The organism is Telluria sp. RB2R28 (assembly GCF_059685835.1).
In genome coordinates this window covers 1,558,837-1,582,339 of sequence record NZ_JCASIK010000001.1, presented here as the reverse complement: position 1 = coordinate 1,582,339, position 23,503 = coordinate 1,558,837, and the positions used below count along the sequence as shown (strand labels likewise).

16 protein-coding genes are annotated in these 23,503 nt (G+C 67.0%); 8 read left to right on the top strand and 8 right to left on the bottom strand.

Annotated features, from left to right (window positions below):
• Nucleotides 1–15: 15 nt before the first annotated feature.
• Nucleotides 16–1,365 (bottom strand): TolB-like translocation protein, encoded by a 1,350-nt coding sequence (locus AC56LV_RS06930; protein WP_499556639.1) that lies wholly within the window; start codon nt 1,363–1,365, stop codon nt 16–18.
• 154 nt (nt 1,366–1,519) lie between these two features.
• Here AC56LV_RS06930 and AC56LV_RS06925 point away from each other — a divergent pair, with 154 nt between their 5' ends.
• Entirely contained in the window at nt 1,520–3,820 is a 2,301-nt protein-coding gene (locus AC56LV_RS06925; protein ID WP_499556638.1) for a DUF6250 domain-containing protein, read from the top strand.
• Between the two features lie 16 nt (nt 3,821–3,836).
• Nucleotides 3,837–5,261, top strand: a complete 1,425-nt coding sequence (locus AC56LV_RS06920) for a glycoside hydrolase family 88/105 protein (protein WP_499556637.1) — start codon at nt 3,837–3,839, stop codon at nt 5,259–5,261.
• Nucleotides 5,262–5,297: 36 nt separating this feature from the next.
• Here the strand turns inward: AC56LV_RS06920 and AC56LV_RS06915 are convergent, their stop codons facing one another.
• The 5 genes from AC56LV_RS06915 to AC56LV_RS06895 are packed head-to-tail and all read right to left on the bottom strand — an operon-like array spanning nt 5,298 to nt 13,409.
• The gene (locus tag AC56LV_RS06915; RefSeq protein WP_499556636.1) at nt 5,298–6,272 is read right to left on the bottom strand and encodes a glycoside hydrolase family 43 protein; all 975 of its coding nucleotides are present in this window, start codon (nt 6,270–6,272) and stop codon (nt 5,298–5,300) included.
• Nucleotides 6,269–7,582, bottom strand: coding sequence for a rhamnogalacturonan acetylesterase (locus AC56LV_RS06910; RefSeq protein WP_499556635.1), 1,314 nt, complete (start codon nt 7,580–7,582; stop codon nt 6,269–6,271). The genes AC56LV_RS06915 and AC56LV_RS06910 overlap by 4 nt, the downstream gene beginning before the upstream one ends.
• A 15-nt stretch (nt 7,583–7,597) precedes the next feature.
• Nucleotides 7,598–10,297, bottom strand: a complete 2,700-nt coding sequence (locus AC56LV_RS06905) for an exo-rhamnogalacturonan lyase family protein (protein ID WP_499556634.1) — start codon at nt 10,295–10,297, stop codon at nt 7,598–7,600.
• 2 nt (nt 10,298–10,299) lie between these two features.
• On the bottom strand, nt 10,300–11,526 hold the full coding sequence (locus AC56LV_RS06900; RefSeq protein WP_499556633.1) for a DUF4861 family protein: 1,227 nt from the start codon (nt 11,524–11,526) through the stop codon (nt 10,300–10,302).
• 14 nt (nt 11,527–11,540) lie between these two features.
• On the bottom strand, nt 11,541–13,409 hold the full coding sequence (locus tag AC56LV_RS06895) for a rhamnogalacturonan lyase (RefSeq protein ID WP_499556632.1): 1,869 nt from the start codon (nt 13,407–13,409) through the stop codon (nt 11,541–11,543).
• A gap of 210 nt (nt 13,410–13,619) precedes the next feature.
• Here AC56LV_RS06895 and lldD point away from each other — a divergent pair, with 210 nt between their 5' ends.
• The gene (gene lldD, locus AC56LV_RS06890) at nt 13,620–14,765 is read left to right on the top strand and encodes an FMN-dependent L-lactate dehydrogenase LldD (RefSeq protein ID WP_499556631.1); all 1,146 of its coding nucleotides are present in this window, start codon (nt 13,620–13,622) and stop codon (nt 14,763–14,765) included.
• Between the two features lie 20 nt (nt 14,766–14,785).
• On the opposite strand, the gene ppsR is transcribed toward lldD, so the two are convergent.
• Nucleotides 14,786–15,643 carry a posphoenolpyruvate synthetase regulatory kinase/phosphorylase PpsR gene (ppsR, locus tag AC56LV_RS06885; protein ID WP_183552950.1) on the bottom strand — a complete coding sequence of 286 codons (858 nt, stop codon included), beginning with the start codon at nt 15,641–15,643 and terminating at the stop codon, nt 14,786–14,788.
• A 197-nt stretch (nt 15,644–15,840) separates the two neighbouring features.
• Here ppsR and ppsA point away from each other — a divergent pair, with 197 nt between their 5' ends.
• The 3 genes from ppsA to AC56LV_RS06870 all read left to right on the top strand — a co-directional run bounded on the left by ppsA (nt 15,841) and on the right by AC56LV_RS06870 (nt 19,759).
• Nucleotides 15,841–18,273 (top strand): phosphoenolpyruvate synthase, encoded by a 2,433-nt coding sequence (gene ppsA, locus AC56LV_RS06880; RefSeq protein ID WP_183552948.1) that lies wholly within the window; start codon nt 15,841–15,843, stop codon nt 18,271–18,273.
• Between the two features lie 92 nt (nt 18,274–18,365).
• A complete protein-coding gene (locus AC56LV_RS06875; RefSeq protein ID WP_499556630.1) occupies nt 18,366–18,788 on the top strand; it encodes an NfeD family protein in 423 nt (140 codons plus the stop codon).
• Nucleotides 18,789–18,838: 50 nt separating this feature from the next.
• On the top strand, nt 18,839–19,759 hold the full coding sequence (locus tag AC56LV_RS06870) for an SPFH domain-containing protein (RefSeq protein ID WP_499556629.1): 921 nt from the start codon (nt 18,839–18,841) through the stop codon (nt 19,757–19,759).
• Between the two features lie 7 nt (nt 19,760–19,766).
• On the opposite strand, the gene AC56LV_RS06865 is transcribed toward AC56LV_RS06870, so the two are convergent.
• On the bottom strand, nt 19,767–21,950 hold the full coding sequence (locus tag AC56LV_RS06865) for a TonB-dependent receptor (RefSeq protein ID WP_499556628.1): 2,184 nt from the start codon (nt 21,948–21,950) through the stop codon (nt 19,767–19,769).
• Nucleotides 21,951–22,070: 120 nt separating this feature from the next.
• Between AC56LV_RS06865 and AC56LV_RS06860 the strand changes: the two genes are divergently transcribed.
• Entirely contained in the window at nt 22,071–23,249 is a 1,179-nt protein-coding gene (locus tag AC56LV_RS06860; protein WP_499556627.1) for a PepSY-associated TM helix domain-containing protein, read from the top strand.
• The gene (locus AC56LV_RS06855) at nt 23,246–23,437 is read left to right on the top strand and encodes a hypothetical protein (RefSeq protein WP_499556626.1); all 192 of its coding nucleotides are present in this window, start codon (nt 23,246–23,248) and stop codon (nt 23,435–23,437) included. Before AC56LV_RS06860 ends, AC56LV_RS06855 begins: the two co-directional genes overlap by 4 nt.
• The last annotated feature ends 66 nt before the right edge of the window (nt 23,438–23,503 follow it).

The window sequence follows — 23,503 nt, the reverse complement described above, 5'->3', positions numbered from 1 at the left end:
GCGTCGTCCTTTCGATCAGCGCGCCGGCGCGCCGCGTTTGAGCCAGGCGTCCGGCACCGGCACCACCACGATATTCATCGAGCGGCCGTCTTCGGCCAGCATGGCGGACTGGATCTGGATGCGGGTGCCGTCGGCATTGAAGGTCGGGTGCGGATGGTCGGCGGCCGTTGTCTTGTGGCCGGTGGTCAGCATCATCATCTCGCGGTTGCGGCGGTCGATCAGGTAGACGCTGCGGCTGAAATCGTCGCCGACGGCAAAGCGCCCGTCACTCGACCCATGCACGTGCCACAGGCCGCTGCCCGATTCGGTCTGGCCGACAATCTGCATCTGGCGCGTGCGCAGGTTGACGATCGCCAGGCCGGTCGGCTTCTCGCGGGTACCGGTGACGCCCCAGCCATCGTCCTGGCCGGGGTTGGCGCCGCCGACGCTGGTGGCGGGGCCGGCGACCGCGGCGGCCGCGCCCGGAATGGCACGGTGGCCCATGATGGCCATCGCCACTTCGTCCTTCGAGATCACCGCTTCGTGCGTGACCCATTCATACGACGCTTCCGGGTACAGCGGACGCAGGCCGGTACCGTCGGCGCGCACGGTCCAGGTGCGCTGCGGCGACTTGCCGCCGGTCTCCCAGCAGAATACGATCTCGCCCGGGTTCCACAGGTTGGCCTGGATGTGGCCGACCTGGAACGGCACCGAGACCACGTGTTTGACTTCGCCCGTGCGCACGTTCAGGCGCGCGATGCCCTGCGGGCCGGCGCCCATCTGGCGGGGGCCGAACGCCGCTTCAATCTTCGTGCCCGGCGCGAGGTGCTTGGCGGCCTGGCCGGGGCCAACCTTGAAGTAGACCCACTCTTCGTCGGCATCGAGCGCGAGGTCGCCGCCTGCTTCCAGTTCGGCTGGCAGGTTCGAGACCACGCGCTGGTACGTGGCCGCCGGCTGCATGCGCTTGCTGGCGCTGTCGGCCAGCACCCGCGCGAGGTCGGTCTCGACGATCTGCAGCCCGGTATCGGCCTTGCGCATGTAGTACAGCTTCATCGATTTTCGCGCCAGGTTCAGCATGCCGGTGTAGCCGCCTTCGGTCACCTGGACCAGGTCGCCCGTCTGCTCGTTGACCGCCAGCGCCTCGCTGCCGGCAAGGGCCGAGCGGAACACGAGCCACTTGCCGTCGGACGTCCATTGCGGGTGGGTCGGGTAAATCTTCGAGTCGCCGTGCGGTTTGCTGGTCAGGAAGGTGAGCATCGTGCCGGTGACCGGGTCCTTGACGAGCTTGCGCTCGGACGGAAAGCGTTTGCCGATCTGGGCCGACGCATCGGCGCACAGCAGCAGGGCGACGGCCAGGCCGATCGCGGACGTGAAAAGAGGGCGCATGGGAGTGTCTCCGTATTGTGGATGTTGTTCGCTCATTGTTACAGTACGTGTTGCTCAATTCCAATCAGTTTGTTGATTCTTTCTGCGTATTGACTGCCGCTGCCGGCAGCGCCGCATAAAATCCGCATACAACAAGACCATGGAGACCCTGACGATGACATCCCTGCGCGCCCCGTATCGCCTGCTGGCCTTCGTGCTCGCCTGGCTCGTGCTGGCCGGCGCCGCGCGCGTGCAGGCGCAGGCGCCAGCGGCTGCTGCGGCCGTCAATACGGATCCTGCGCGCGCCCAGGTCGTGCTGCCCGAGCCGGCCAATCCGGCGCTGCCATCGATCATCCTGATTGGCGATTCCACCGTGCGCAATGGCCACGACGACGGTCAGGGCAAAGGCGCGCAAGGGCAGTGGGGGTGGGGCAATCCACTGGCGGCCCATGTCGATGCGTCCAAGGTCAACCTGGTCAACCGCGCGGTCGGCGGGCTGTCGAGCCGCACCTACATCAGCAGCGGGCACTGGGCGCGCACGCTGGCCCTGGTCAAGCCGGGCGACATCGTGATCATGCAGTTCGGGCACAACGATGCGTCGGCCGTCAACGACGACAAGCGCGCGCGCGGCTCGATCCGCGGCGTGGGCGACGACGTGCAGGAGATCGACAACCACCTGACGGGCAAGCGCGAAACGGTGCACAGCTACGGCTGGTACCTGCGCAAATTCATCGCCGACACCCGCGCGAAGGGCGCTACGCCGGTCGTTGCTTCGCTCATCCCGCGCAAGGCCTGGATCGACGAAGGGCCGGAGCAGGGCACCGTGCGCCGCAACCGGGCCGACTATGCCGGCTGGGCGCGCGAAGTGGCGCGCAGCGAACAGGTGGGCTTCATCGACCTGAACGAACTGGTGGCGCGCCGCTACGACGCGATGGGCCGCGAGGGCGTGATGGCGATGTTCCCGGCCACCGTGCCCGAGGAGCGCATCCACACCAACTGGGCCGGCGCTGCGCTCAATGCGCAGGTGGTGGCGACCGAACTGAAAGCCCTGGGCGATGCGCGCATGGCAGTGTTCCTCAAGCCCGTGGACGATGTGCGGCCCGTTGTCGATGCGCGCACCGTGCGCGAAGAGGCAGCCCGCGACCCGGCGCTGCCGACGCTGTTCCTGGTGGGCGACTCCACTGTCAAGAGCGGCGGCCAGAACGGCGCGATTGGCTGGGGTGAGCGCCTCACGCCGTTGTTTGACACGCGCCGGATCAATGTGGTCAATGCGGCCATCGGCGGGCGTAGCAGCCGTACATTCTTTACTGAAGGGCGCTGGGACCGGGTCGTCGCCCAGCTCAAGCGCGGCGACGTGGTGCTGATCCAGTTCGGCCACAACGACGGCGGGCGCGTTGGCGACCCGGCGTCGAAGAACCGCGCATCGGCGCCCGGCACCGGACCTGACACGGTCGAGGATACCCGTCCCGACGGCAGCAAGGAACAGGTGCACAGCTTCGGCTGGTACCTGGCGCGCTACGTGGCCGACGCCAAAGCAAAAGGTGCGACCGTCATCATCGCCTCGCCGATCCCGCACCGCGACAAGTGGCAGGACGAGCGCGACTTCGCCAATTTTGCCGACTGGGGCCGGGAAGTCGCGCGCAGCAGCGGCGCCCATTTCATGGACCTGACGATGCTGGTGTCGGACGGCTACCGCGCCATTGGCGCGGCCACGGTGGATACCTTCTTTTCCGATGCGCGCACCCACACGAACGCCGCCGGCGCCGAATTCAATGCGCGCCAGGTCGTTAAGGGCCTGGCCGCACTGCCGGGTAACCCGCTGCGCCCCTACTTCGCGGCGCTCGTCTCCTGCGACACCTGGGGCGAGCGCGGTGCGCTGCTGCACCAGGACGATTTCGACGGGCCGCTGACGGGCTATATCAGCGAATACGCGAGGAAGCCAGGCAACGTCGTCGCCAACGTCGACGGCCGCCTGCTGCTCGATGTCGATTCTGGCGCCACCGTCTGGCTCGACAAACCGCTGTCGGGCAACCTGTTGATCGCCTACACGCGCAGGGTGGTGGTGGACGGCGGGCCGAATGACCGGCTGTCGGACCTGAACCACTTCTGGATGGCGCAGGATCCCCATCGCGCCAGCCTGTTCACCCGGTCCGGCGCATTCGAGGAGTACGACGACCTGGACCTGTACTACGCCGGCATCGGCGGCAACGGCAACACGACCACCCGCATGCGCCGCTACGGCGCCGGCAAGCGCGAACTGGTCGGCGAGCGCCTGGCGCCGAACGACCTGCTCGAGGCGAACCGCGATTACCGGATCGAGATCCTCGTGCGCGACGGCTGCACGCGCATGCGCGTGGACGGCCGTGACCTGTTCACCTATCACGACCCGCGCCCCCTCACGCGCGGGTATTTCGGTTTTCGTACCACGTGGTCGCGCCAGACGATCGACGGACTGACCATCCATCAAATCAAATAACAAGGAGACTTCACCCATGCATTTCCTCAAGCCGCGCCAGACCCTGATGGCCATTCTCGTCGGGGGCCTGTTCCCGTTGTCCCTGAACGCGAGCGCGCAGCACGCGCCGCCACCGCAGGAAAAGGGACCGGCACCAGCCGACGCCATGCTGCATGCGCTCGAGGTGAAGTATCCGACGCCGTACCGCGCGATGGACGCGGCCGAGATCAAGACCGTGCTGGATCGCGTGTTCACCTACCTCGAGCGCACCACGCCCGCTGAACTGATCGACAAGACCACGGGCGCCGCCATCACCGATGCCGCGACGGCCAATCCGAACGCGGTGCTCAAGCCGGGCGACTTTCGCCTGAACAGCTATGAGTGGGGCGTGACCTATATCGGCATGCTGGCCGCGGCCCAGGCCACGGGCGACGCGCGCTACCAGGACTACGTCACCAGACGCCACACGCTGCTGTCGCAGCTGACCAAAACCTACCTGCCAGTCGTGCGCGCCGATCCGGCGAACTCGCATGCGCCGATCAAGGGCTTCCTGAACCCGCACGCGCTGGACGATGCCGGCGCGCTGTGCCACAGCTTCATGAAGTCGAAGGTCGCCGGCTCAAAGGTCGACTACAGCCAGATGATCGGCATCTGCGGCGACTTCGTGACCAACAAAGAATATCGCCTGAAGGATGGTACGCTCGCGCGCGGCGGCCCGGATGGCAAGGGCGGCCGCAAGATGCGTCCGCTGCCGGACACCCTGTGGCTGGACGACATGTTCATGGGCGTGCCGACCATGGCGTACCTGGGCAAGACGACGGGTGACACCAGGTACTACGATGACGCGGTGCGCCAGGTGCAGCAGTTCTCCAAGCGCATGTTCAATCCGAAGCTCGGGATCTACATGCACGGCTACGTCGAAGGCATGCGCGATCATCCGGAACTGCGCTGGGCGCGCGCCAATGGCTGGGCGGTGATGTCGATGGTCGAGGTGCTGGAAGTGCTGCCGAAGACCCACAAGGGCTACAACATCGTGCTCGAGCAGCTGCGCGCGCATATCCGGGGCCTCGCCAACTACCAGAGCCGCGACGGCTTCTGGCACCAGCTGATCGACCGCAACGACACCTATCAGGAGACCTCGGCCACCGCCATCTATTCGTACGCGATCGCGCGCGCGGTCAACCGCGGCTACGTCGATGCGGCGATGTACGGGCCGATGGCCAACCTGGCCTGGAATGCGGTGGCCAGCAAGGTGAAGCAGAATGGCGAGATCGAGGGGATCTGCGTTGGCACCGGCATGGCGTTCGATCCGGCCTTCTATGCCTATCGCCCGACCAGCGTGAAGGCGGCGCACGGCTACGGCCCGACGCTGCTGGCAGGCGCCGAAATCATCGAGATGAACAAGAAGTTCAAGTTTGGCCTGAACGACAGCGGACTGATGTTCCAGGGCGGCCGCGACTGATCCCGCGAGGGCTGCGCGCCCTCGCAGCTTTCGTACTCAGGGCGCCAGCGCCCTGAGTCGTTCGACCAGGCTGGCCGGCGCCGCGAACGCGGTCCCATGCCGCATCTTGTGCGGAAAGCGCATGCGCGCGCTGACGTCTTCCCACTGGCGCATGTCGCGCGAACGCAGCGCGCCGTAGTGCCCGGCGGTGTAGGCGTCGAAATACAGGATCACCTCGTCACCCACCTGCAAGCCGCTTGGCCCTTCGGCCCACAGCCCCGGCGGCGTGATGGGCGCGCCCAGCGGACCGAATGGTCCTTGCAAGCTGTCGGCGGCGGCGACCTGCAGGTACTTTTTCGGCGGATACCGCGTCTCGTCCTTGACCACCAGCCAGTCGCGGCCCAGTGCCTGCACGAACGTGGCGTCGATGACCGAGAAGCCCGGCTCGTAGAACAGCGTCGCTGGCGTGAAGCTGGTGAAGTCCTTCGTGGTGGTGGCGTAGATGCGGTGGTTGTACTTCTGGTCGCCGGCGGCGTCGCCGTCGGCCTCGGTCTGCCGGAAGCGGCCGGGAATCGTCGACGCCCACAGGATCAGAAAGTGGCCGCGCGCCGCGTCGTGAATGATTTCGGGCGCCCAGGCATTGAGCGCCTGCGGCTCGTGCGCCATCACCGGCAGGTCGCGCTGGGGCGACCACTGCACGAGGTCCGGTGAGGACGCGTAGCCGATGCCGGTGTCGTTCCAGCCGCTGGTCCACACCATGTGGAACATGCCGTCCGGCCCGCGCGCGATGCACGGGTCGCGCATCAGCCGGGTCTTGCCGACGGTCGGCGCGAGGAAGCTGGCGCCGCCGCGCAGCGCGTCCCACTGATAACCATCGCGGCTGGCGGCAAAGTGCAGGCCATCGGCGCCGTTGCCCAGAAAGTACGAGAACAGATAGGCCTGCTCTTCGCCGGGACGGGCGCTGCCCCGCATCGCGCTGCAACCGCCGAGCAGGCCGCCGGCCAGCAGGCCCAGTGCGCGACGGCGCTTCATTGCATGCTCCGGTTGGCTGCCTTGGTGCCGACGAGCGGATTGCCCTCGTCGCCGAGGGGCCGCTGCTCCGTGCGGCGCGGGCTCGGTGGCACCGTGAAACGGGCTACCGGATCGGGATGGGCCGGGTCAAAGCGGAATTCCGGCACCAGGTGAGCCGCCAGTGGGATGCCAGCCTGGCGCATGCCCAGGGCAACCGCCTTGGCCATCAGGTAACTGCCGTAGCTGTTGTGATGTGTGTTGTCCAGCTTTCCCGGTGCGGGCGACGCAAAGGCCGCTGTCGATCCTTCCACGCCGAGCGCGCCGTAGATCGTCTTGCTGTACGTGTTCAGGTCGATGAACGGCACGTCCAGTTCGCGCGCGCTCTGGCGCGCCGCTTCAGCGTAGTCGGTCAGCGAAGGCTTGACCTGGCCAGCCTCGTCGAAGGCGCGCCGTTCGACGGGCGAGACCAGCACCGGCAGGCCGCCGCGCGCCCGCACCGCGTCGACGTGGGTCTTGATCTCGGCCTTGTAGGTGGTGAAGGGGCCGCTGCGGCCATCCTTGATCTGCTTCTGGTCGTTGTGGCCGAACTGCATCAGGAGCGTGTCGCCCGGCTGCATCATGCTCAGGATCTTGTCGATGCGGCGGCGCGCCAGTGAATCGCGGTAGGTTTCGCCCGATTGCGCATGGTTCGAGACGGCGACGCCGGGCCCGAAGAAGCGCGGCAGCATCTGGCCCCAGCTGTTGAACGGCTCGCCCGGCTGGTCGCTGACCGTGGAGTCGCCCAGCAGGAACAGCGTCGGCACCCTGGCCGGCACGATCTCCAGCCGCTGCACGGCGGCCGGGGCACCATTGAATTCCAGGGTCAGACGCCCGTCCCAGTTCCATGCTTCAGTCTCGGTCTCGCGCGGGGCCTTCAGGTCGACGACGCCGGCGGCGACACCCGGCACGGCGGCGATGCGCGGCGTGCGCACGTTCACGACAAAGGTACGCACGACACTCTGGCCAGGGGCAGTAAAGACGTTCTCGAGCATCAGGCGGCGCAGCTCGGACTTGATGGTCGTCGCCGTAGCGCGCCCGTCGTCGCCCAGAACGACGGTGACGGCGTAGTTGCCCTCGGGGAGGTCGACTGAAAAATAGCGGGCGCCGCGTTCTGCGCCGGGCTCGAAGCCGTAGCCGCGCGCCGTGTCGTAGAGCATGCCGGGGGCGACCCGGGTGTGGCCGGCGGGTGCGGCGGCGTCACCGAACACGAACCGGGTCGGCGCGGCGGCATGCGCCTGCATGGCCAGCAGCGTGGCCACGGCGAGAGCGAGAGCAAGGGAGCGATTAATCATGGCGGTGACATCGGATCAGGTGGGTGGCAGCGTATCGCCGATCAGCGCCAGGTTCTGGATCGCCGCCAGGCCCCATTGCGCAGTGTCGTTGGTCGTGACCCACGGTACCTCGGTGACGGGATTGAGCGTGGCCGGGCCGTCGACCTTGCGCGCCACGAACGGCGGATAGGGCCGGCCGGCACTGGCAAATTCGGTCCAGGCGCGGCGCGCCAGTGCCGGGTCGTTGCGCTTCCAGGCGGCGTACGCCGTCAGGCGCGAGTGGCCGATCACGAGGACGTCCGAGCCGCCATGCGGCTTGCCCAGGCGGCGCGCCTGTTCTTCTTTCGGCGCGCTGTACAGGGCGCAGTAGTCGACCCAGGCGCGCTCGAAAGCCTTGTCGCCTGTGAGGGCAATCAGCTCGTCGAACACTTCGACCGCCCCGAACACGGCATTCAGGTGCGACGCCTTGACGTTGTCGCCCGCCATATTGTGCAGGCGGCCGGTCTCCGGTTCGTAGCCCATGCGCTCGGCGCTGAAAAAGCCGTGCGGCATGGCGGCGATGTCGCGCATGCCGGTCACGATTTTGTCGCGGTAGCGGGTGTCGCCGCTGCGCTCCCATTCGGTGAGCCAGTTGGCGGCCAGCGACGCCCAGTCGGTGCCGAAGCTGGCGCGCACGGGGTACGGTCCCTTGGGTGGCTGGTTGGCGAGTTTGCGCACCGGGTCGACCGCATCGAGCCGGCGGTCGGCGTCGAGTACCTCGCGCATCACGTCGCCCGTGCGCTCGTCGGCTGTCAGGTAATAGTACATGCGGCGGTAGACCGCGGTGCTGATGCGCACCTGCTTGGCGCTGCAGCCCCAGTGCTGGACATTGTGGCGCGTGCCCAGGCCCGCGAAGCGGCCCAGGTGGTAGGTGTCGACGTCGCTGGTGTGGCGCACCATCGCTTCGCCCATCCGGAAGATATCGGCGCGGCCGGTGCGCAAAAACGCGTACCACAGCCACAGGTCGGGCGAGAGTTCCGAGTTGGCCCAGGCATAGCCGCCGACGTCGTAGCGCCATTCGTGGCGGTCGGTGTCGTAGGTGTGGCGCACGTCGCCGTGGTCCCAGAAGCCATACCAGCGGCGCTGCTCGACCTCGTCGCGGTAGAACGCGAAATGGGCGTCCAGCCGGTCTTCGATATGCGCCCTGGCCGGCGTAGAGCGGTCCGGCAGCGCGATCAGGTTGCCGAACACGCGCGTGGCCAGGATGTGGGCGGGCGCGGCGACCAGCTGCGGCGGGGTCTGGACGGCGGCGGCCATGCGTACCGTCGCCTCGCGCGCCGGCGTGGCGTCCAGCGCCCACAGCGTGAATTCACTGCTGCGCGCCACGCCCACCGGCGTGCCGAAGCCTTTTTCGTAATCCTCGTAGGTCACGTCCAGCGCCTGCAGTTCGTCGGCGTGCGACGCCATGCCCATGCCGTCGTGGTAGAAGCGCAGGTCCATCGCCGGCGCGTCGGGCGACCAGATCCACAAGGTCACTTGCGCCGCCTCCGTATGGGCGTTGCGCACGTCGAGCTGGGTCGGATGGCGCTGCCAAAAGTCGCGCATGCCGAAGGCCAGGCCGCCGCTGGCGCCGCCGATGTAGCCCAGCCCCGGCGCGCGCCGGCCCCATGTCGCGTTGATCCAGCCATGACCGGCCTTGGTCCGCTTGCGGATGCGGAAGCTGTCCGGCGAGAGTTGGGCCAGGCTGTAGTCGCCCCAGGCCGGGATCAGGTGCAGAGATTTGCTTACGCGCTCGGCGATCGGCGGCGTGGCCAGGCCCGCAAGCTGCGCCTTGCGCACCGCGTCGCCCGGATCGCGCCGCAGGCCCGTGAGGTTGCGCACGCCTTCGGCCCACAGGCCGCCCGCTTCGCCGGCGAAGCGCACGTGGCGGTCGTGCGGGGCATCCGTGAGCGGCACGTCGAAGCGCAGTCCGAGGCCGCGCACGAAGTCCTTCTGCTCATCGCCGTCAAACACGAAGGTGTGCATGATGCGGACCGATTCGGCGCCGGCGTAAAAGTACAGGCGCACGGTGAATGGCAGCCAGGCCCGCTTGCCATCGACGGCGCGGTGCATGCCTTCGAGCTTGACCACGCTGCGCAGCACGCCGTTCTGCTCGAGCGTCACGCGATCGAGCTGGCTTTCGTAGGCGGCCTGGCGCGCGCTGCCCTCGGGGCTGTCGTCGCACAGGGCCACCAGCTTGCCGGCACGGGCGATCTCGCGCCCGCCGCGGCGGATGCTTTGCACAAGCTCGGCGCCCTGGCGCGGGATCGTGCATTCGATGACGCCGGTATTGACGACGATCGCGTCCGGGCGTTGGGTGATCGTCAGCCGCGTGCTTGCGGGTGCGGCCACGCTGCCCGCACGAAGGTGCAGGCGTCCGGGCACCCGGCCCTGCGGCGGCAGCGCATGCGCCGTCCACTTGAGCGAGCCATCCGGCCAGTAGGCGGTCGGCCAGCTCTGGATGGCGATGTCGCCATCATCGCCGGAAAGGACGAACGCCTGGTCCTTGCGGCAGGCGCCGCGCGGCCACGGCACGCCGAACGTGGTGCCGGTCATGAGAGCGGGCGTGCCTTCCAGCCAGGCCAGGTCCACCACGCCCGGCGCGGCGACGGGGGCTGGTGCGGCCGATGCGGCGGGCTGCCCGGCGCGTACACTCAGCGGCAGCGCCGCCGCCAGCGCGCCGGATTTGAAGAACGCGCGTCGTGACAGCGGCGCCATCGTCAGCGTCCCGCCGTCATGTTCACATTTACGCGCACCGGCGCGCGCAGCCGCGCCGCTTCGTTTGCCACGTGCTTCCTGTAGTCGGCCTGGGTGGCGAACGGGCTGCCACGGGTCCAGGCGGCGCCGACGTGGTAGCTGATCGGCTTGCCGGATGTGACCGGCGCTGTCACCAGTGCATTGCGCTCGTCGGCGGCGAAGCCCGACGCCGGCGGCACGATCAGGGCCACGCCGAAGTCGCCCAGGCTGCGCTGCGTCACCCACTGCACCAGGCTGCCGTCGGCCTTGTTCTCGCTGAACTCGACCTTCACTTCCTGGCCCTTGTCGCTCGGGCGCTTGTTCAGGCCCACGGCGGCAGTGAGCGTCGATGGGCCGGTGAAGGTGAAGGTGCTGTCGATGCGGTCGAAGTGGCGGCCGGCGTCGACCGTGAAGCGCTTGACCTCCGTGACCTTGACGCCGGCGGCGTCCCAGGCGTCGTAGCGCAGTTCGAACACGGTGCGGATCGGGCCATTGGCCAGGATGGTCCAGTCGGTGTAATTGGCGCCGACATGCAGCGTCTTGCCGTCCCAGATGCCGGTGCCGCCCGCGCCGCGGGTCGTGCCGACGTTGTACATGTCGATGCCTTCGCCCAGGTCGACGTGGTAATGGTCGTGGCCGATGTTGTACCAGCGGTCGACAATCGGATACGGCACGCGCTTGAACCAGATGTCCATGCCGCTCGTGGCCAGCACTTCCTTGTCGCTGCCGGCCGGCGCCGGTGCCCCCAGCGCCGGGCCATAAGCGCGGTGAGCCAGCTTGTCGTTTTCCCAGCCGAAGTCGTCGAGGCGTTCCTTGACGAAGCGCGCGTAGGTCTTGGGCGGGAACGGCGGCATGACGGCCGCGGCTTTCTCGATGGTGAAGGTGGCGCTCTTTTCGCCCGCCTTGAAGTCGTGCTGGAACAGCAGTTCGCCGTAGGCCACGCCGACCATCTGCGGGTCCTTGGCCGTGGCATTGAGGTTGGTGACCTGGTAGGGCAGGCTGCGCCCGGCCGCGTCCTTGATGACCAGTTGCTGCGAGCGCGCTTGCGGCAGCGCCTCGTTGACGCGGGCCCAGGGAATCGCGATGGTTTCGGCCGGCCGCGCGATGTCGAGCGCGTGGCTGGCAGTGACGGACAGGCGCTCGGCGGCGGCCGCGTCGAACACGCAGACGGAAGCGAAGGCGGCAAGGGAGAGGGAAAGGCGCAGGATCATGGCGGGGAGCGTTATCAAGGCTGTTGGGAAGCGGGCGGCGGCGTCATGCCTTCGCCAAGGAAGTAGCTGGGATGCGGCGGCTGGTTGTAGGCCGCGTTCTGCGCCGCCACCTGCACCCGGTACTGCGAATCGTGCATCAGCGTCGTGATGCGGTGGCGGGTCGGCGCGGTGGTGGAAAACACAAGCAGCGCGTCGTCGTTTGTGCTGCGCCAGACGACTTCTTCGCGCCAGTCGCCGAACAGGTCGGCGGACAGCACGGGATTGGCCTTGGTGCCGTTGATCGAGGCTGCGCCGTAACGCGCAGCGTCGAGCAGCGGTTCGAGGCGCTGCGCCTGCGGGTTCCACTTGTCGATCCTGGTGCCGTCGAGCGATTCGCGCAGCAGGTCGCCATCCCACCACAGGCCGAAATTGAGCGAGCGCGGCCGTACGGCCGAGATCTGCACGCCGACCGCGTTGTAGAGGCCCCCGACGGGATTCGTGATGCCGCCGGTGCTGGCCCAGCACTCGTTGCCCGGGTGGGCCGGGTCGATGTCCATGCAGATGCCGCGGCCCACATCGATGGCGCCCGGGATGTGCCACAGGACGTCGCCGGTGGCCGCATCGTGCATCTCGGCGCCATGGCCGCGGTAGCACGAGGGCGACTCGTGGACCATGAACACCTGCAGGCCGGGACGGTCCGGCATGTGCCTGCCGACGTGCAGCGCGTCGCCGTGGCACAGGCCCGTGCTGTACATCAGCGTGCCATCGCTCCTGATCGTCGCTGCGCCATACACGATGTCGTCGCGGCCGTCGCCATCGGCGTCGGCCACCGCCAGCCAGTGGGCGCCCTGGCCGGCGGCGCTCTGGTTGGCCGGGACGTCGCTGTCGAACACCCAGCGCTGCGTCAGCTGTCCGCCGCGCCAGTCCCAGGCCGCCACCACGGCGCGCGTGTAGTAGCCGCGCGCGAAGATGGCACTCGGGCGCGCACCGTCGAGGTAAGCCACGCCGCCGAGGAAGCGGTCGACCCGGTTGCCGCTCGTATCGCCCCAGGCCGCGACGTCGCCGCGTGGCGGCGTGTACGGGCTGCTGGCCAGCGCTGCCCCGGTACGGCCGTCGAACACGGTCAGGAACTCCGGGCCTTCCAGGATAAAGCCATCCTTGTTGCGGTAGTCGGCTGTGGCGTTGCCGATCACCTTGCCCGCGCCGTCCACGGTGCCGTCGGCCGTCTTGGCCATCAGCTCGGCGCGCCCGTCGCCGTCGAAGTCGAAGGCCAGGTAGGTCGTGTAGTGCGCGCCGGCGCGGATATTGCGCCCCAGGTCGATGCGCCACATGAACGTGCCGTCGAGCCGGTAGGCGTCGATCAGGGTCGACCCGGTATGGCCGCGGTGGGCATTGTCGTGCGCATTGGTCGGCTGCCACTTGACCAGCAGTTCGTAGGCGCCATCGCCATCCAGATCAGCGGTCGAGCCGTCGTTGACCATATACGTAAACGGCGTGCCGTCGGGCTCCACGCCGCCCGCGGGCTTGCGCAGGGGGATGGTCTTGAAAGGTTGGGACCAGGCGGCGACGGCGCGCGCGTCCTCGGTGCGCTCGGCCCCTCGCACCACCGCGCGCACGCTGTAGGTCGCGCTGGCGGCGCTGCCGGTGTCGACGAGATTGGTGGCGGCAAGCGGCATGGCGTTCACGCGCACGCCGTCGCGGTACAGGTTGAAGGCGGTGGCCGGGTCGTCGGTACCGAGCGCGCGCCAGCTGACGAAGTTGCCGGCCTGGGTATGGATCGCGACGACGCCGCGATCGAGCGCCTCGCGTTGCCGCCCGGGGGCGGTGCAGGCGGTGCAGGCCAGTGCCAGCAGGCCGAGGGCCGCGCCGCGCTGCAGCAGATCGAGGTGGGGTAGGGGTGTCATCTGGCCGAGTATTCATTTTCCATTCGGAACGTGTCAACCGGTTGGCGCCCGGGCGGTCCATTTAATCAGACGCTTGAGCGTTTGCTCTCTGTCGTCAATACGGCCGGTGCGCTCACGGCGCTGATTATCCGCGCCCGGCAATGGACGGGTGCGGCCGGGCCGGCATACACTGCCGGTTCGATCCTCACAGTGCCGCTTCGCACACCGTCCATGATCATTTCGTCCGCCACCGATTTTCGCCAGGCAGCGCGCCGGCGCCTGCCGCCGTTCCTGTTCCACTATCTCGACGGCGGCGCTGGCGCCGAGCAGACCCTGCGCAGCAACGTCGACGACCTGCAGGCGATTGGCCTGCGCCAGCGCGTGCTGCGCGGCTCCGAAACGCAGGACCTGGGCGTGCAGTGGTTTGGCGAAGACTATGCGCTGCCGATCGCGCTGGCGCCGGTCGGCCTGACCGGCATGTATGCGCGGCGCGGTGAAGTGCAGGCCGTGCGCGCCGCCTGCCGGAGCAACATTCCGTTCATCCAGTCGACCGTGTCGGTGTGTCCGCTGGCCGAGGTGGCGGCGCAGGCCTCGCACCCGATCTGGTTCCAGCTGTACGTGCTGAAGGACCGTGGCTTCATGCGCGACGTGATGCGCCGCGCCTGGGAACTGGGTTCGCGAACCCTTGTGTTTACCGTGGACATGCCGGTGCCGGGTGTGCGCTACCGCGACGCCCACAGCGGCATGAGCGGCCCGAACGCCCCGCTGCGGCGCGTGCTGCAATCGGCGCTGCATCCGCGCTGGGCGTGGGACGTGGGCCTGTTCGGGCGCCCGCATGACCTGGGCAATATTTCTGCCTACCGCGGCAGCGTGACGGGCCTGGCCGACTACATCGGCTGGCTGGGCGCCAACTTCGACCCGGGCATCGCCTGGCCCGACCTGCAGTGGATTCGCGACGAGTGGCAGGGTAAGCTCATCATCAAGGGCATCCTCGACCCGGACGATGCGCGCGACGCGCTGGCCTTCGGCGCCGACGGCATCGTGGTCTCGAACCACGGCGGGCGCCAGCTCGACGGTGCGCCATCGAGCGCGGCGGCGCTGCCGGCCATCGCGGCCGCAGTCAAGGGACAGATGACGATCTTCGCCGACGGCGGCGTGCGCACCGGCACCGATGTGTTTCGCATGCTGGCGCTGGGCGCCGATGGCGTGCTGCTCGGCCGCGCGTTCGTGTATGCGCTGGCGACCCAGGGCCAGGCCGGGGTCGAGCGCCTGCTGCAGATCATGGAAAAGGACTTGCGCACCACGATGGTCCTGACCGGCGTGCAGTCGGTGCGCGAGATCGGGCCGCACCTGCTGGCGCCCCGCGCCGGGCTGTAACGCACAGCAGCCCTGATGGCTCAGTATTCGCGGCGGTCGGGGGCGATCTCTTGCAGGATCGTGGTGGCGATTTCTTCGATGGATTTCGTCGTTGACGAGAGCCAGCGGATGCCTTCGCGGCGCATCAGCAGTTCGGCTTCGTTGACTTCGTAGCGGCAGTTTTCGATGGACGCGTATTTACTGCCGGCGCGGCGTTCGTTGCGGATTTGCGAGAGGCGTTCCGGCGTGATCGTCAGGCCGAACAGCTTGGCCTTGTACGGCGGCAGGTTGCTGGGCAGGCGGCCGCGTTCGAAGTCGTCCGGGATCAACGGGTAGTTGGCGGCCTTCAGGCCGTATTGCATCGCCAGGTACAGGCTCGTTGGCGTCTTGCCCGAGCGCGACACCCCGACCAGAATCACATCGGCATCGGCCAGGTTCTTGTGCGACTGGCCGTCGTCGTGCGCCAGCGAGAAGTTGATGGCTTCGATGCGGTTCTTGTATTCTTCACTGTCAACCGCGTTATGGATGCGGCCGATCGTGTGCGTCGACTTGACGTCCAGTTCTTGCTCCAGCGGGGCGACGAAGGTCTGGAACAGGTCCATGTGCATGCCCTTGGCCGAGCGGATCACGCTCGACAGGTCGTGCTTGACCAGCGTGGAGAACACGATCGGGCGCTGGCCGTGCAGCGCGAAGCTGTCATTGATGCGGCGCGCGGCGTCGTGCGCTTTTTCGATGGAGTCGATGAAGGGCAGGCGAATCTGCCGGAAGCGCATCTCGAACTGGCTCAGGACCGCGTGACCGAACGTCTCCGCGGTGATGCCGGTGCCGTCGGACACGAAGAACACGGTGCGCGATGGTGCCGGGGCCAGTGCTGGCAGGGACTGGGGATCGTCGATCATGGTCGGTTTGTTAAGCTTTGCTGACAGAGTTGCATGTAAAGTGCGCTGCACATCCCCGTTTCGCGGGGTAGAATGCTCGGCAACGGATTTTGCATTGTGCTGCACGCGGGCCAGAATAACAAGAATACGCGAATCGCGCCCCCGCCTTGCACCGATGCGCCAACAGGTTTCCATCATCAAGTAAGGTGTTTTTTATCATGACCAATCCAGCTACTGCAGCGATTCAACCGGGGCAGGCCGACCGCGTCTACGTCGCGTCGTTCGAAGACCTGCGCATGACCGACGTCGAGTCGGTCGGCGGCAAGAACGCGTCCCTCGGCGAAATGATCAGCCAACTGGCCGGCGCCGGCGTGCGCGTGCCAACCGGCTTTGCCACCACGGCCGACGCCTTCCGCGACTTCCTCGATCACAGCATCGATGGCGGCGCGTCGCTGGGCGAGCGCATCGCGCGCCGCCTCGACAACCTCGACATCGACGACGTGCGCTCGCTGGCCGTCGCCGGCGCCGAGATCCGTGAATGGATCGTCGCCACGCCATTCCAGCCGCGCCTTGAACAAGAAATCCGCAACTTCTACGAGCGCCTGTTCGCCGATTCGGAAACCGAAGTCTCGTTCGCCGTGCGTTCGTCGGCCACCGCCGAAGACTTGCCGGATGCGTCGTTCGCCGGCCAGCAGGAATCGTTCCTGAACGTGGTCGGCATCGACAACGTGCTCGAGGCGATGAAGCACGTCTTCGCGTCGCTGTACAACGACCGCGCGATCTCGTACCGCGTGCACAAGGGCTTCACCCACGCCGAAGTCGCGCTGTCGGCCGGCGTGCAGCGCATGGTGCGCTCGGACACCGGCGCCGCCGGCGTCATGTTCACCATCGACACCGAATCGGGCTTCAAGGACGTCGTCTTCATCACGTCGAGCTACGGCCTGGGCGAGACCGTCGTGCAGGGCGCCGTGAATCCGGACGAATTCTATGTCCACAAGCCGATGCTCGAGATGGGCAAGTCGGCCGTCATCCGCCGCAATATCGGCTCCAAGCTGATCAAGATGGAATTCACCGCTGAAGCCAAGGCTGGCCGCTCGGTCAAGACCGTCGACGTGCCGATCGAAATGCGCAACCGCTACTCGCTGGTCGAAGAAGAAATCATCGAGCTGGCCAAGTACGCCGTCATCATCGAAAACCACTACGGCCGTCCGATGGACATCGAGTGGGGCAAGGATGGCCGCGACGGCAAGCTGTACATCCTGCAGGCGCGTCCCGAGACCGTCAAGTCGCAGCAGAAGTCGACCGACGCCCAGCAGCGCTTCCACCTCAAAGGCACCGGCACCGTGCTGACCCATGGCCGCGCGATCGGCCAGAAGATCGGCGCCGGCCGCGTGCGCGTGATCACCGACCCGTCCGAAATGGACCGCGTCCAGCCGGGCGACGTGCTGGTGGCCGACATGACCGATCCGAACTGGGAGCCGGTCATGAAGCGCGCCGCAGCCATCGTCACCAACCGTGGTGGCCGTACCTGCCACGCGGCGATCATCGCGCGTGAGCTGGGCGTGCCGGCCGTCGTCGGTTGCGGCGACGCGACCGACGTCCTCAAGGACGGCACCCTGGTCACCGTCTCGTGCGCCGAAGGCGACGAAGGCATGATCTACGACGGCCTGCTGGAAACCGAAGTGACCGAAGTCGCGCGTGGCGAACTGCCACCGATCAAGACCAAGATCATGCTCAACGTCGGCAACCCGCAGCTGGCCTTCGACTTCCAGTCGGTGCCGAACAGCGGCGTGGGCCTGGCGCGCGTCGAGTTCATCATCAACAACAACATCGGCGTGCACCCGAAGGCGATCCTCGAGTACCCGAACATCGACGCCGACCTGAAAAAGGCCGTCGAATCGGTCGCCCGTGGCCATGCATCGCCACGCGCGTTCTACGTCGACAAGCTGGTCGAAGGCGTCTCGACGATCGCTGCGGCGTTCTGGCCAAAGCCGGTCATCGTGCGCCTGTCCGACTTCAAGTCGAACGAGTACAAGAAGCTGATCGGCGGTTCGCGCTACGAGCCGGACGAAGAAAACCCGATGCTGGGCTTCCGCGGCGCGGCGCGCTACCTGGCCGACGATTTCGCCGAATCGTTCGCGATGGAGTGCACGGCCATGAAGCGCGTGCGTAACGAGATGGGCCTGACCAACGTCGAGCTGATGATCCCGTTCGTCCGCACGCTCGGCCAGGCCGAGGCAGTCGTGAACCTGCTGGCCAAGAATGGCCTGGTGCGCGGCGAGAACGGCCTGCGCCTGATCATGATGTGCGAAGTGCCATCCAACGCCATCCTGGCCGAGCAGTTCCTCGAGTTCTTCGACGGCTTCTCGATCGGCTCGAACGACCTGACCCAGCTCACGCTGGGCCTGGACCGCGATTCGGGCATGGAGCTGCTGGCCAAGGACTTCGACGAGCGCGATCCGGCCGTCAAGGCGCTGCTGTCGATGGCGATCAAGGCCTGCCGCGCCAAGGGCAAGTACATCGGCATCTGCGGCCAGGGTCCTTCGGACAACCCTGACTTCGCGCAGTGGCTGGTGGAAGAGGGCATCGAGTCGATGTCGCTCAATCCTGACTCGGTGATCGACACCTGGCAGAAGCTGGCAAAAATGTAAGCAACGGCGGGCATCCGGTGCTCGCGAAGCCCTCGCTATCCATTCCGGGTAGCGGGGGTTTTTTTTTCACCACAATAAAAAGGAGACATACCATGGCCGACTGGACCTACTGGCTGATCGGGGCCGGCGTATTGATCGTCGCGGAGCTGTTCATCGGCACGTTCTACCTGTTGATGATCGCGCTCGGCCTCGTGTTCGGCGCGCTGGCCGCCTGGCTGGGCGCGAGCGGCGCGCTGCAGACGCTCGTTGCGGCGGCGGTCGGGATTGCCGCCACGCTGGTCTTGCGCCGCACGCGCTTTGGCCGCGGCGGCCGGCGCGCCGCAGCCAATGACCCGAGCATCAACATGGACATCGGCCAGCGACTCAGCGTGGCGCAGTGGCACGGCGGGCGCGCGCGCGTACTGTACCGCGGCGCCTTGTGGGACGTTGAACTGCAGCCTGGCCAGGACGCGCGGCCGGGCGAGCACGAGATCGTCGAAGTGCAGGGCAATCGCCTCATCGTCGCGCGGCAGTGATCCTGCCACCCCATTCAACCCGCATCCAACCGAACCTCAAAGGCAATCACATGGAATCGACCTTCAGCATCGTCGCCCTGATCATCTTCGTCATCGCACTGGTCTTCGTCTTCAAGACCATCAACGTCGTGCCGCAGCAGAACGCCTGGGTGGTCGAGCGTCTGGGCAAATACCACGCCACGCTGGCGCCGGGCCTGAACTTCGTGGTGCCGTTCGTCGACCGCATCGCCTACAAGCACAGCCTCAAGGAAATCCCGCTCGACGTGCCACCGCAGGTCTGCATCACGCGCGACAACACGCAGTTGCAGGTCGACGGCGTCCTGTACTTCCAGGTCACCGATGCGATGCGCGCATCCTACGGCTCATCGAACTACCTGCAGGCGATCACGCAACTGGCACAGACCACGCTGCGCTCGGTGATCGGCAAGATGGAACTCGACAAGACGTTCGAGGAGCGTGACCACATCAACACCCACATCGTCAACGCCATTGACGAATCGGCCGCCAACTGGGGCGTCAAGGTGCTGCGTTACGAGATCAAGGACCTGACGCCGCCGGCTGAAATCCTGCACGCGATGCAGGCGCAGATCACGGCCGAACGCGGCAAGCGGGCACTGATCGCTGCGTCGGAAGGCCGGCGCCAGGAACAGATCAATATTGCCAGCGGTGAGCGCGAGGCGTCGATCGCGCGCTCGGAAGGGGAGAAGCAGGCGGCCATCAACCGCGCGATGGGCGAGGCGACGGCGATTGTTGCGCTGGCCGAAGCCAGCGCGTCAGCGCTGCGCCAGGTGGGTGATGCGATACAGTCGCCGGGCGGGATGGACGCCGTCAGCCTGCGCGTGGCCGAGCATTATGTGGACGCCTTCGCCAACCTGGCCAAGACCAACAACACACTGATCGTGCCCGCCAATCTGGGCGACATCAGCACGGCCATCGCCAGCGCCATGCAGATCGTCAAGGCGCAGCGATGAACGTGCTTTAGAAGCCGACGGTTGCCGACACCGCCACGGTGCGCGGCGCTGCCAGCACCAGGTAGCCCGAACCCGGGTAGCCGCCGGCCGAGGCCCAGTAGTTCTTGTCGGCGACGTTGTCGACACGGGCGCGCAGCGTCAGGTCACGGTCCATGAAGGTCGTGCGGTACGTTGCGCCCAGGTCGACGCGGGTCCACGACGGCAGCTTCTGGGTATTGGCGCCATCGGCGTACTGGGTCGCCGTGTAGACGGTGCGGGCATTCAGTGCCAGGCCCTGCACGCCCGGCACGTCCCAGTCGGCGCCGATGTTCAGCTGCGTTTCGGGTACGCCGATCGCATCCTTGCCCTGGTTGATGCCGCCGGCCGTGACGCGCTGTTCGGCGTCGATCAGCGTCAGACCACCCAGCACGCGCAGGCCGCGCACCGGATTGCCGAACACCGACAGCTCCAGGCCGCGGTTGCGCTGCTCGCCGAACACGCCGAACACGCGGTTCTGCACATAGGCGCTTGGCTGGCTGGTCGAGAATACGGCAGCGCTCAAGCCATAGCGGCCGCTGTCGAACTTGACGCCCGCTTCACGCTGGCGCGATACGTACGGTGCGAAGACCTGGCCCTGGTTGACGATCTGGTCGCCGGAGGCAACCGCGCCGCGCTGCAAGCCTTCGCTGTAATTGGCGTACACCGACAGGTCCTTGCGCAGCTTGTAGACGACAGCGGCGAACGGGGTGTTCTCGCTTGCCTCGTAGGCCGAGTTTTCCAGGCCGGTGCCATAGTCGTAGCCGAAGTCCTTGATACGCTGGTGGCGCAGGCCCAGATTGACCAGCACCGTGTCGTCCAGCAGCGACAGCGTGTCGGCAATGGCCAGGCTCGATAGGATTGCCTTGGACGTCACGAGCGGATTGCCCATGTCGCCGCCGGTGAAGAACGATGACGATGGCGCTGCCACGTCACGCGGCATGTAGACGTTCGAGGCAAAGCCGGCGAAGTCACTGAGGGCATAGGCGTTGCGCGACTCGCTGTGGAATCCCGAGGCCGAGGCGCTGAGCATGTGCTTGATGAAGCCGGTGCGCAGCGCGCCGCGCACGCCCACTTCGCCGGTGCGGACCTGGTCCTTGCGGATGTTGTCGAAGCGGGTCATGGTGCCGTCGCCATTGGCGTTGTTGACCGTGATCGACGACAGGATGTTGTATTCCTGGCCGCTACGCGCACCCAGTGCGGCCCAGGCGACGGCGCCGCCGGCCAGGTCGACTTCGGCGCGCACGGTGCCGAAGGTGTGGCGCTCTTCCGAGATGGTCCATGGCTGCGCGAAATTGCGGTCGGCGCTTGGCGCCGCGATCATCGGGGTGGTCGCGCCCAGCGTCACGCTCGGGCGTGCTTCCGTCAGTTCGTGGTCCTGCGCGCCGATGTCGGCCGACAGGCGGAAGCCCCGGCCGCGGTAATCGACACCCAGCGAATACACGCTCAGTTCACGGCCTTCGCGATCGACCGCGGTGTCGCCCTTGCGGTGCGCGACGTTCACGCGCACGCCGGCGCGGCCTTCCGGTCCGAAGCGGCGACCCAGGTCGATGGCGCCGTAACCCTGGCCGCCCGTCTCGGCGCCGAACGTGACTTCGCTCAGGTCCTGATTCGGCGCGCGCTTGGGCAGCAGGTTGATCGAGCCGCCGATGCTGCCGCCGGCAGGGGCCGCGCCGTTGATGAAGCTGTGGGCGCCGCGCAGTACTTCGACGCGTTCGACCAGTTCGGTCGCGACGAACTGGCGTGGCAGCAGGCCATACAGGCCGTTGTACGCGGTGTCGTCCGAGCCGACCGCGAAGCCGCGGATCATGTACAGCTCCTGGTAGTTACCGAAGCCGCGCGCCACGCGCACCGACGGGTCGTTCTGGACGACGTCGGCCACGCTGCGCGCCTGCTGGTCCTGGATCAGCGCATGCGTGTAGTTGGTGCTGTTGAACGGCGTGTCCATGATGTCGACGTTGCCCAGCAGGCCCAGACGGCCGCCGCGCGCGACCTGGCCGCCGGCGTAGACGGCCGGCAGGCCCTGGGCCGATGCGTCGGCCGACGCGCTGATGACGACGGTCGGCACGGTGGCGCCGTCCGTGGCCGGCCCGCCATCCTGGGCGAATGCGGTACCTGCAGCGAGGAGGGCGGCGGCGAGTGCGGCCGGGGTCAGTGCGAAACGGCGAGTGTTCATGTGATGCAGTCTGGATAAATGGTGGGTAGCGCGCATTCTATCTCCACGACTTGCCAATGTAAATGAGAACGATTATTATTCTGGACTCATTGAATCCTGCCATAGGCACGCGCAACCATCATGTCACCCGTCTCCCTGCGCCGCTGGGGCTGGATCCACAAGTGGAGCAGCCTGATCTGCACCACTTTCATGCTGCTGCTTTGCCTGACCGGTCTGCCGCTGATCTACCACCACGAAATCGGCCACCTGCTGGGTACCGAGGTGGAGCCGTCCGTGCTGTCGACCCCGATGCCACAGGGGAACGTCGACGCCGTGATCGCGTCGGCCAAGGAACTGTATCCGGCCAAGAAGCCGATGTTCATCTCGCAGGAAGCCGACGTGCCCGAGATCTGGAACGTCACGCTGGCTGACCACATGCACGACCCGAACTACAAGCCGATCGCGGTCGATGCACGCACCACGAAAGTGATCACCGAGCCGGCCTTCGAGGGCGGCGTCTTCATGTCGACGATGCTGGCGCTGCACGTCGACCTGTTCATGGGTCTGCCCGGAATGCTGTTCCTGGGCTTCATGGCCCTGCTGCTGCTGGTGGCCATCGTCAGCGGCGTCGTGCTGTATGCGCCGTTCATGCGCAAGCTCGATTTCGGCACCGTGCGCAAGGAGCGCAGCGCGCGCCTGAAGTGGCTCGACATGCACAATATGCTGGGCATCGTCACGCTGGTCTGGCTGTTCGTCGTCGGCGGCACCGGGATGATCAATACCTGGGCCGACCTGATGTACAAGTACTACCAGAAGAACGAGCTGGCGCAGATCCTCAAGCAGTACGAGGGCAAGAAGCCGCTGCCGCATACCGCGTCGGTGCACGACGCGATCGAGACGGCCAGGGCGGCGCTGCCGGGCATGCGCGTGGCCTTCGTCGCGTTTCCGGGCACCGACTTCAGCAGCGAACATCACTACGGCATCTACATGAACGGCAACGAAGCCTTCAGCTCGCGCATGTACCGGCCGGTGCTGGTCGATGCGAACACGGGCCAGTTGACGGACGCCCCGGTATTGCCGTGGTATCTGAAAGCCCTGCTGGTCTCGCAGCCGCTGCACTTCGGCGACTACGGCGGGCAGGCGATGAAGCTGCTGTGGGCGCTGCTGGATATCGCCACCATCATCCTGCTGGGCACGGGCCTGTACCTGTGGCTCAAGCGCGGCAAGACGGGCAACGCCACCACCAAGGTGGCCGCGCACGCGCACCCGCATCCGCACCCGATGCCGTCAACGCACACTCTCACCGGAGAACGACCATGATCCGCACACCATCACAAATCTGGGGCGCGCCGATCGTGCTCGGCATCCTCACCACGATCGGCCTGATCTCGGCGCTGCTGGGCGACGGCATCTGGGATGCCGTCTCGGCCGTCGCACTCGGCATCCCGTGCCTGCTGGGCTTCTGGTTCAGCATGCGCCGCACGCCGGCGCAGCGCAGCGCGCTCTAGGCGCACACCGGCACAGGCTGTATACTCGGTCCCTTGAAGATACCTGGCGCGGCGCCTTGCCCGCCC

Bases quoted from the DNA above. Each gene is read 5' to 3' on its own strand.
- AC56LV_RS06930 (WP_499556639.1), bottom strand. From the start codon at position 1,365: ATGCGCCCTCTTTTCACGTCCGCGATCGGCCTGGCCGTCGCCCTGCTG.
- AC56LV_RS06925 (WP_499556638.1), top strand. From the start codon at position 1,520: ATGACATCCCTGCGCGCCCCGTATCGCCTGCTGGCCTTCGTGCTCGCC.
- AC56LV_RS06920 (WP_499556637.1), top strand. From the start codon at position 3,837: ATGCATTTCCTCAAGCCGCGCCAGACCCTGATGGCCATTCTCGTCGGG.
- AC56LV_RS06915 (WP_499556636.1), bottom strand. From the start codon at position 6,272: ATGAAGCGCCGTCGCGCACTGGGCCTGCTGGCCGGCGGCCTGCTCGGC.
- AC56LV_RS06910 (WP_499556635.1), bottom strand. From the start codon at position 7,582: ATGATTAATCGCTCCCTTGCTCTCGCTCTCGCCGTGGCCACGCTGCTG.
- AC56LV_RS06905 (WP_499556634.1), bottom strand. From the start codon at position 10,297: ATGGCGCCGCTGTCACGACGCGCGTTCTTCAAATCCGGCGCGCTGGCG.
- AC56LV_RS06900 (WP_499556633.1), bottom strand. From the start codon at position 11,526: ATGATCCTGCGCCTTTCCCTCTCCCTTGCCGCCTTCGCTTCCGTCTGC.
- AC56LV_RS06895 (WP_499556632.1), bottom strand. From the start codon at position 13,409: ATGACACCCCTACCCCACCTCGATCTGCTGCAGCGCGGCGCGGCCCTC.
- lldD (WP_499556631.1), top strand. From the start codon at position 13,620: ATGATCATTTCGTCCGCCACCGATTTTCGCCAGGCAGCGCGCCGGCGC.
- ppsR (WP_183552950.1), bottom strand. From the start codon at position 15,643: ATGATCGACGATCCCCAGTCCCTGCCAGCACTGGCCCCGGCACCATCG.
- ppsA (WP_183552948.1), top strand. From the start codon at position 15,841: ATGACCAATCCAGCTACTGCAGCGATTCAACCGGGGCAGGCCGACCGC.
- AC56LV_RS06875 (WP_499556630.1), top strand. From the start codon at position 18,366: ATGGCCGACTGGACCTACTGGCTGATCGGGGCCGGCGTATTGATCGTC.
- AC56LV_RS06870 (WP_499556629.1), top strand. From the start codon at position 18,839: ATGGAATCGACCTTCAGCATCGTCGCCCTGATCATCTTCGTCATCGCA.
- AC56LV_RS06865 (WP_499556628.1), bottom strand. From the start codon at position 21,950: ATGAACACTCGCCGTTTCGCACTGACCCCGGCCGCACTCGCCGCCGCC.
- AC56LV_RS06860 (WP_499556627.1), top strand. From the start codon at position 22,071: ATGTCACCCGTCTCCCTGCGCCGCTGGGGCTGGATCCACAAGTGGAGC.
- AC56LV_RS06855 (WP_499556626.1), top strand. From the start codon at position 23,246: ATGATCCGCACACCATCACAAATCTGGGGCGCGCCGATCGTGCTCGGC.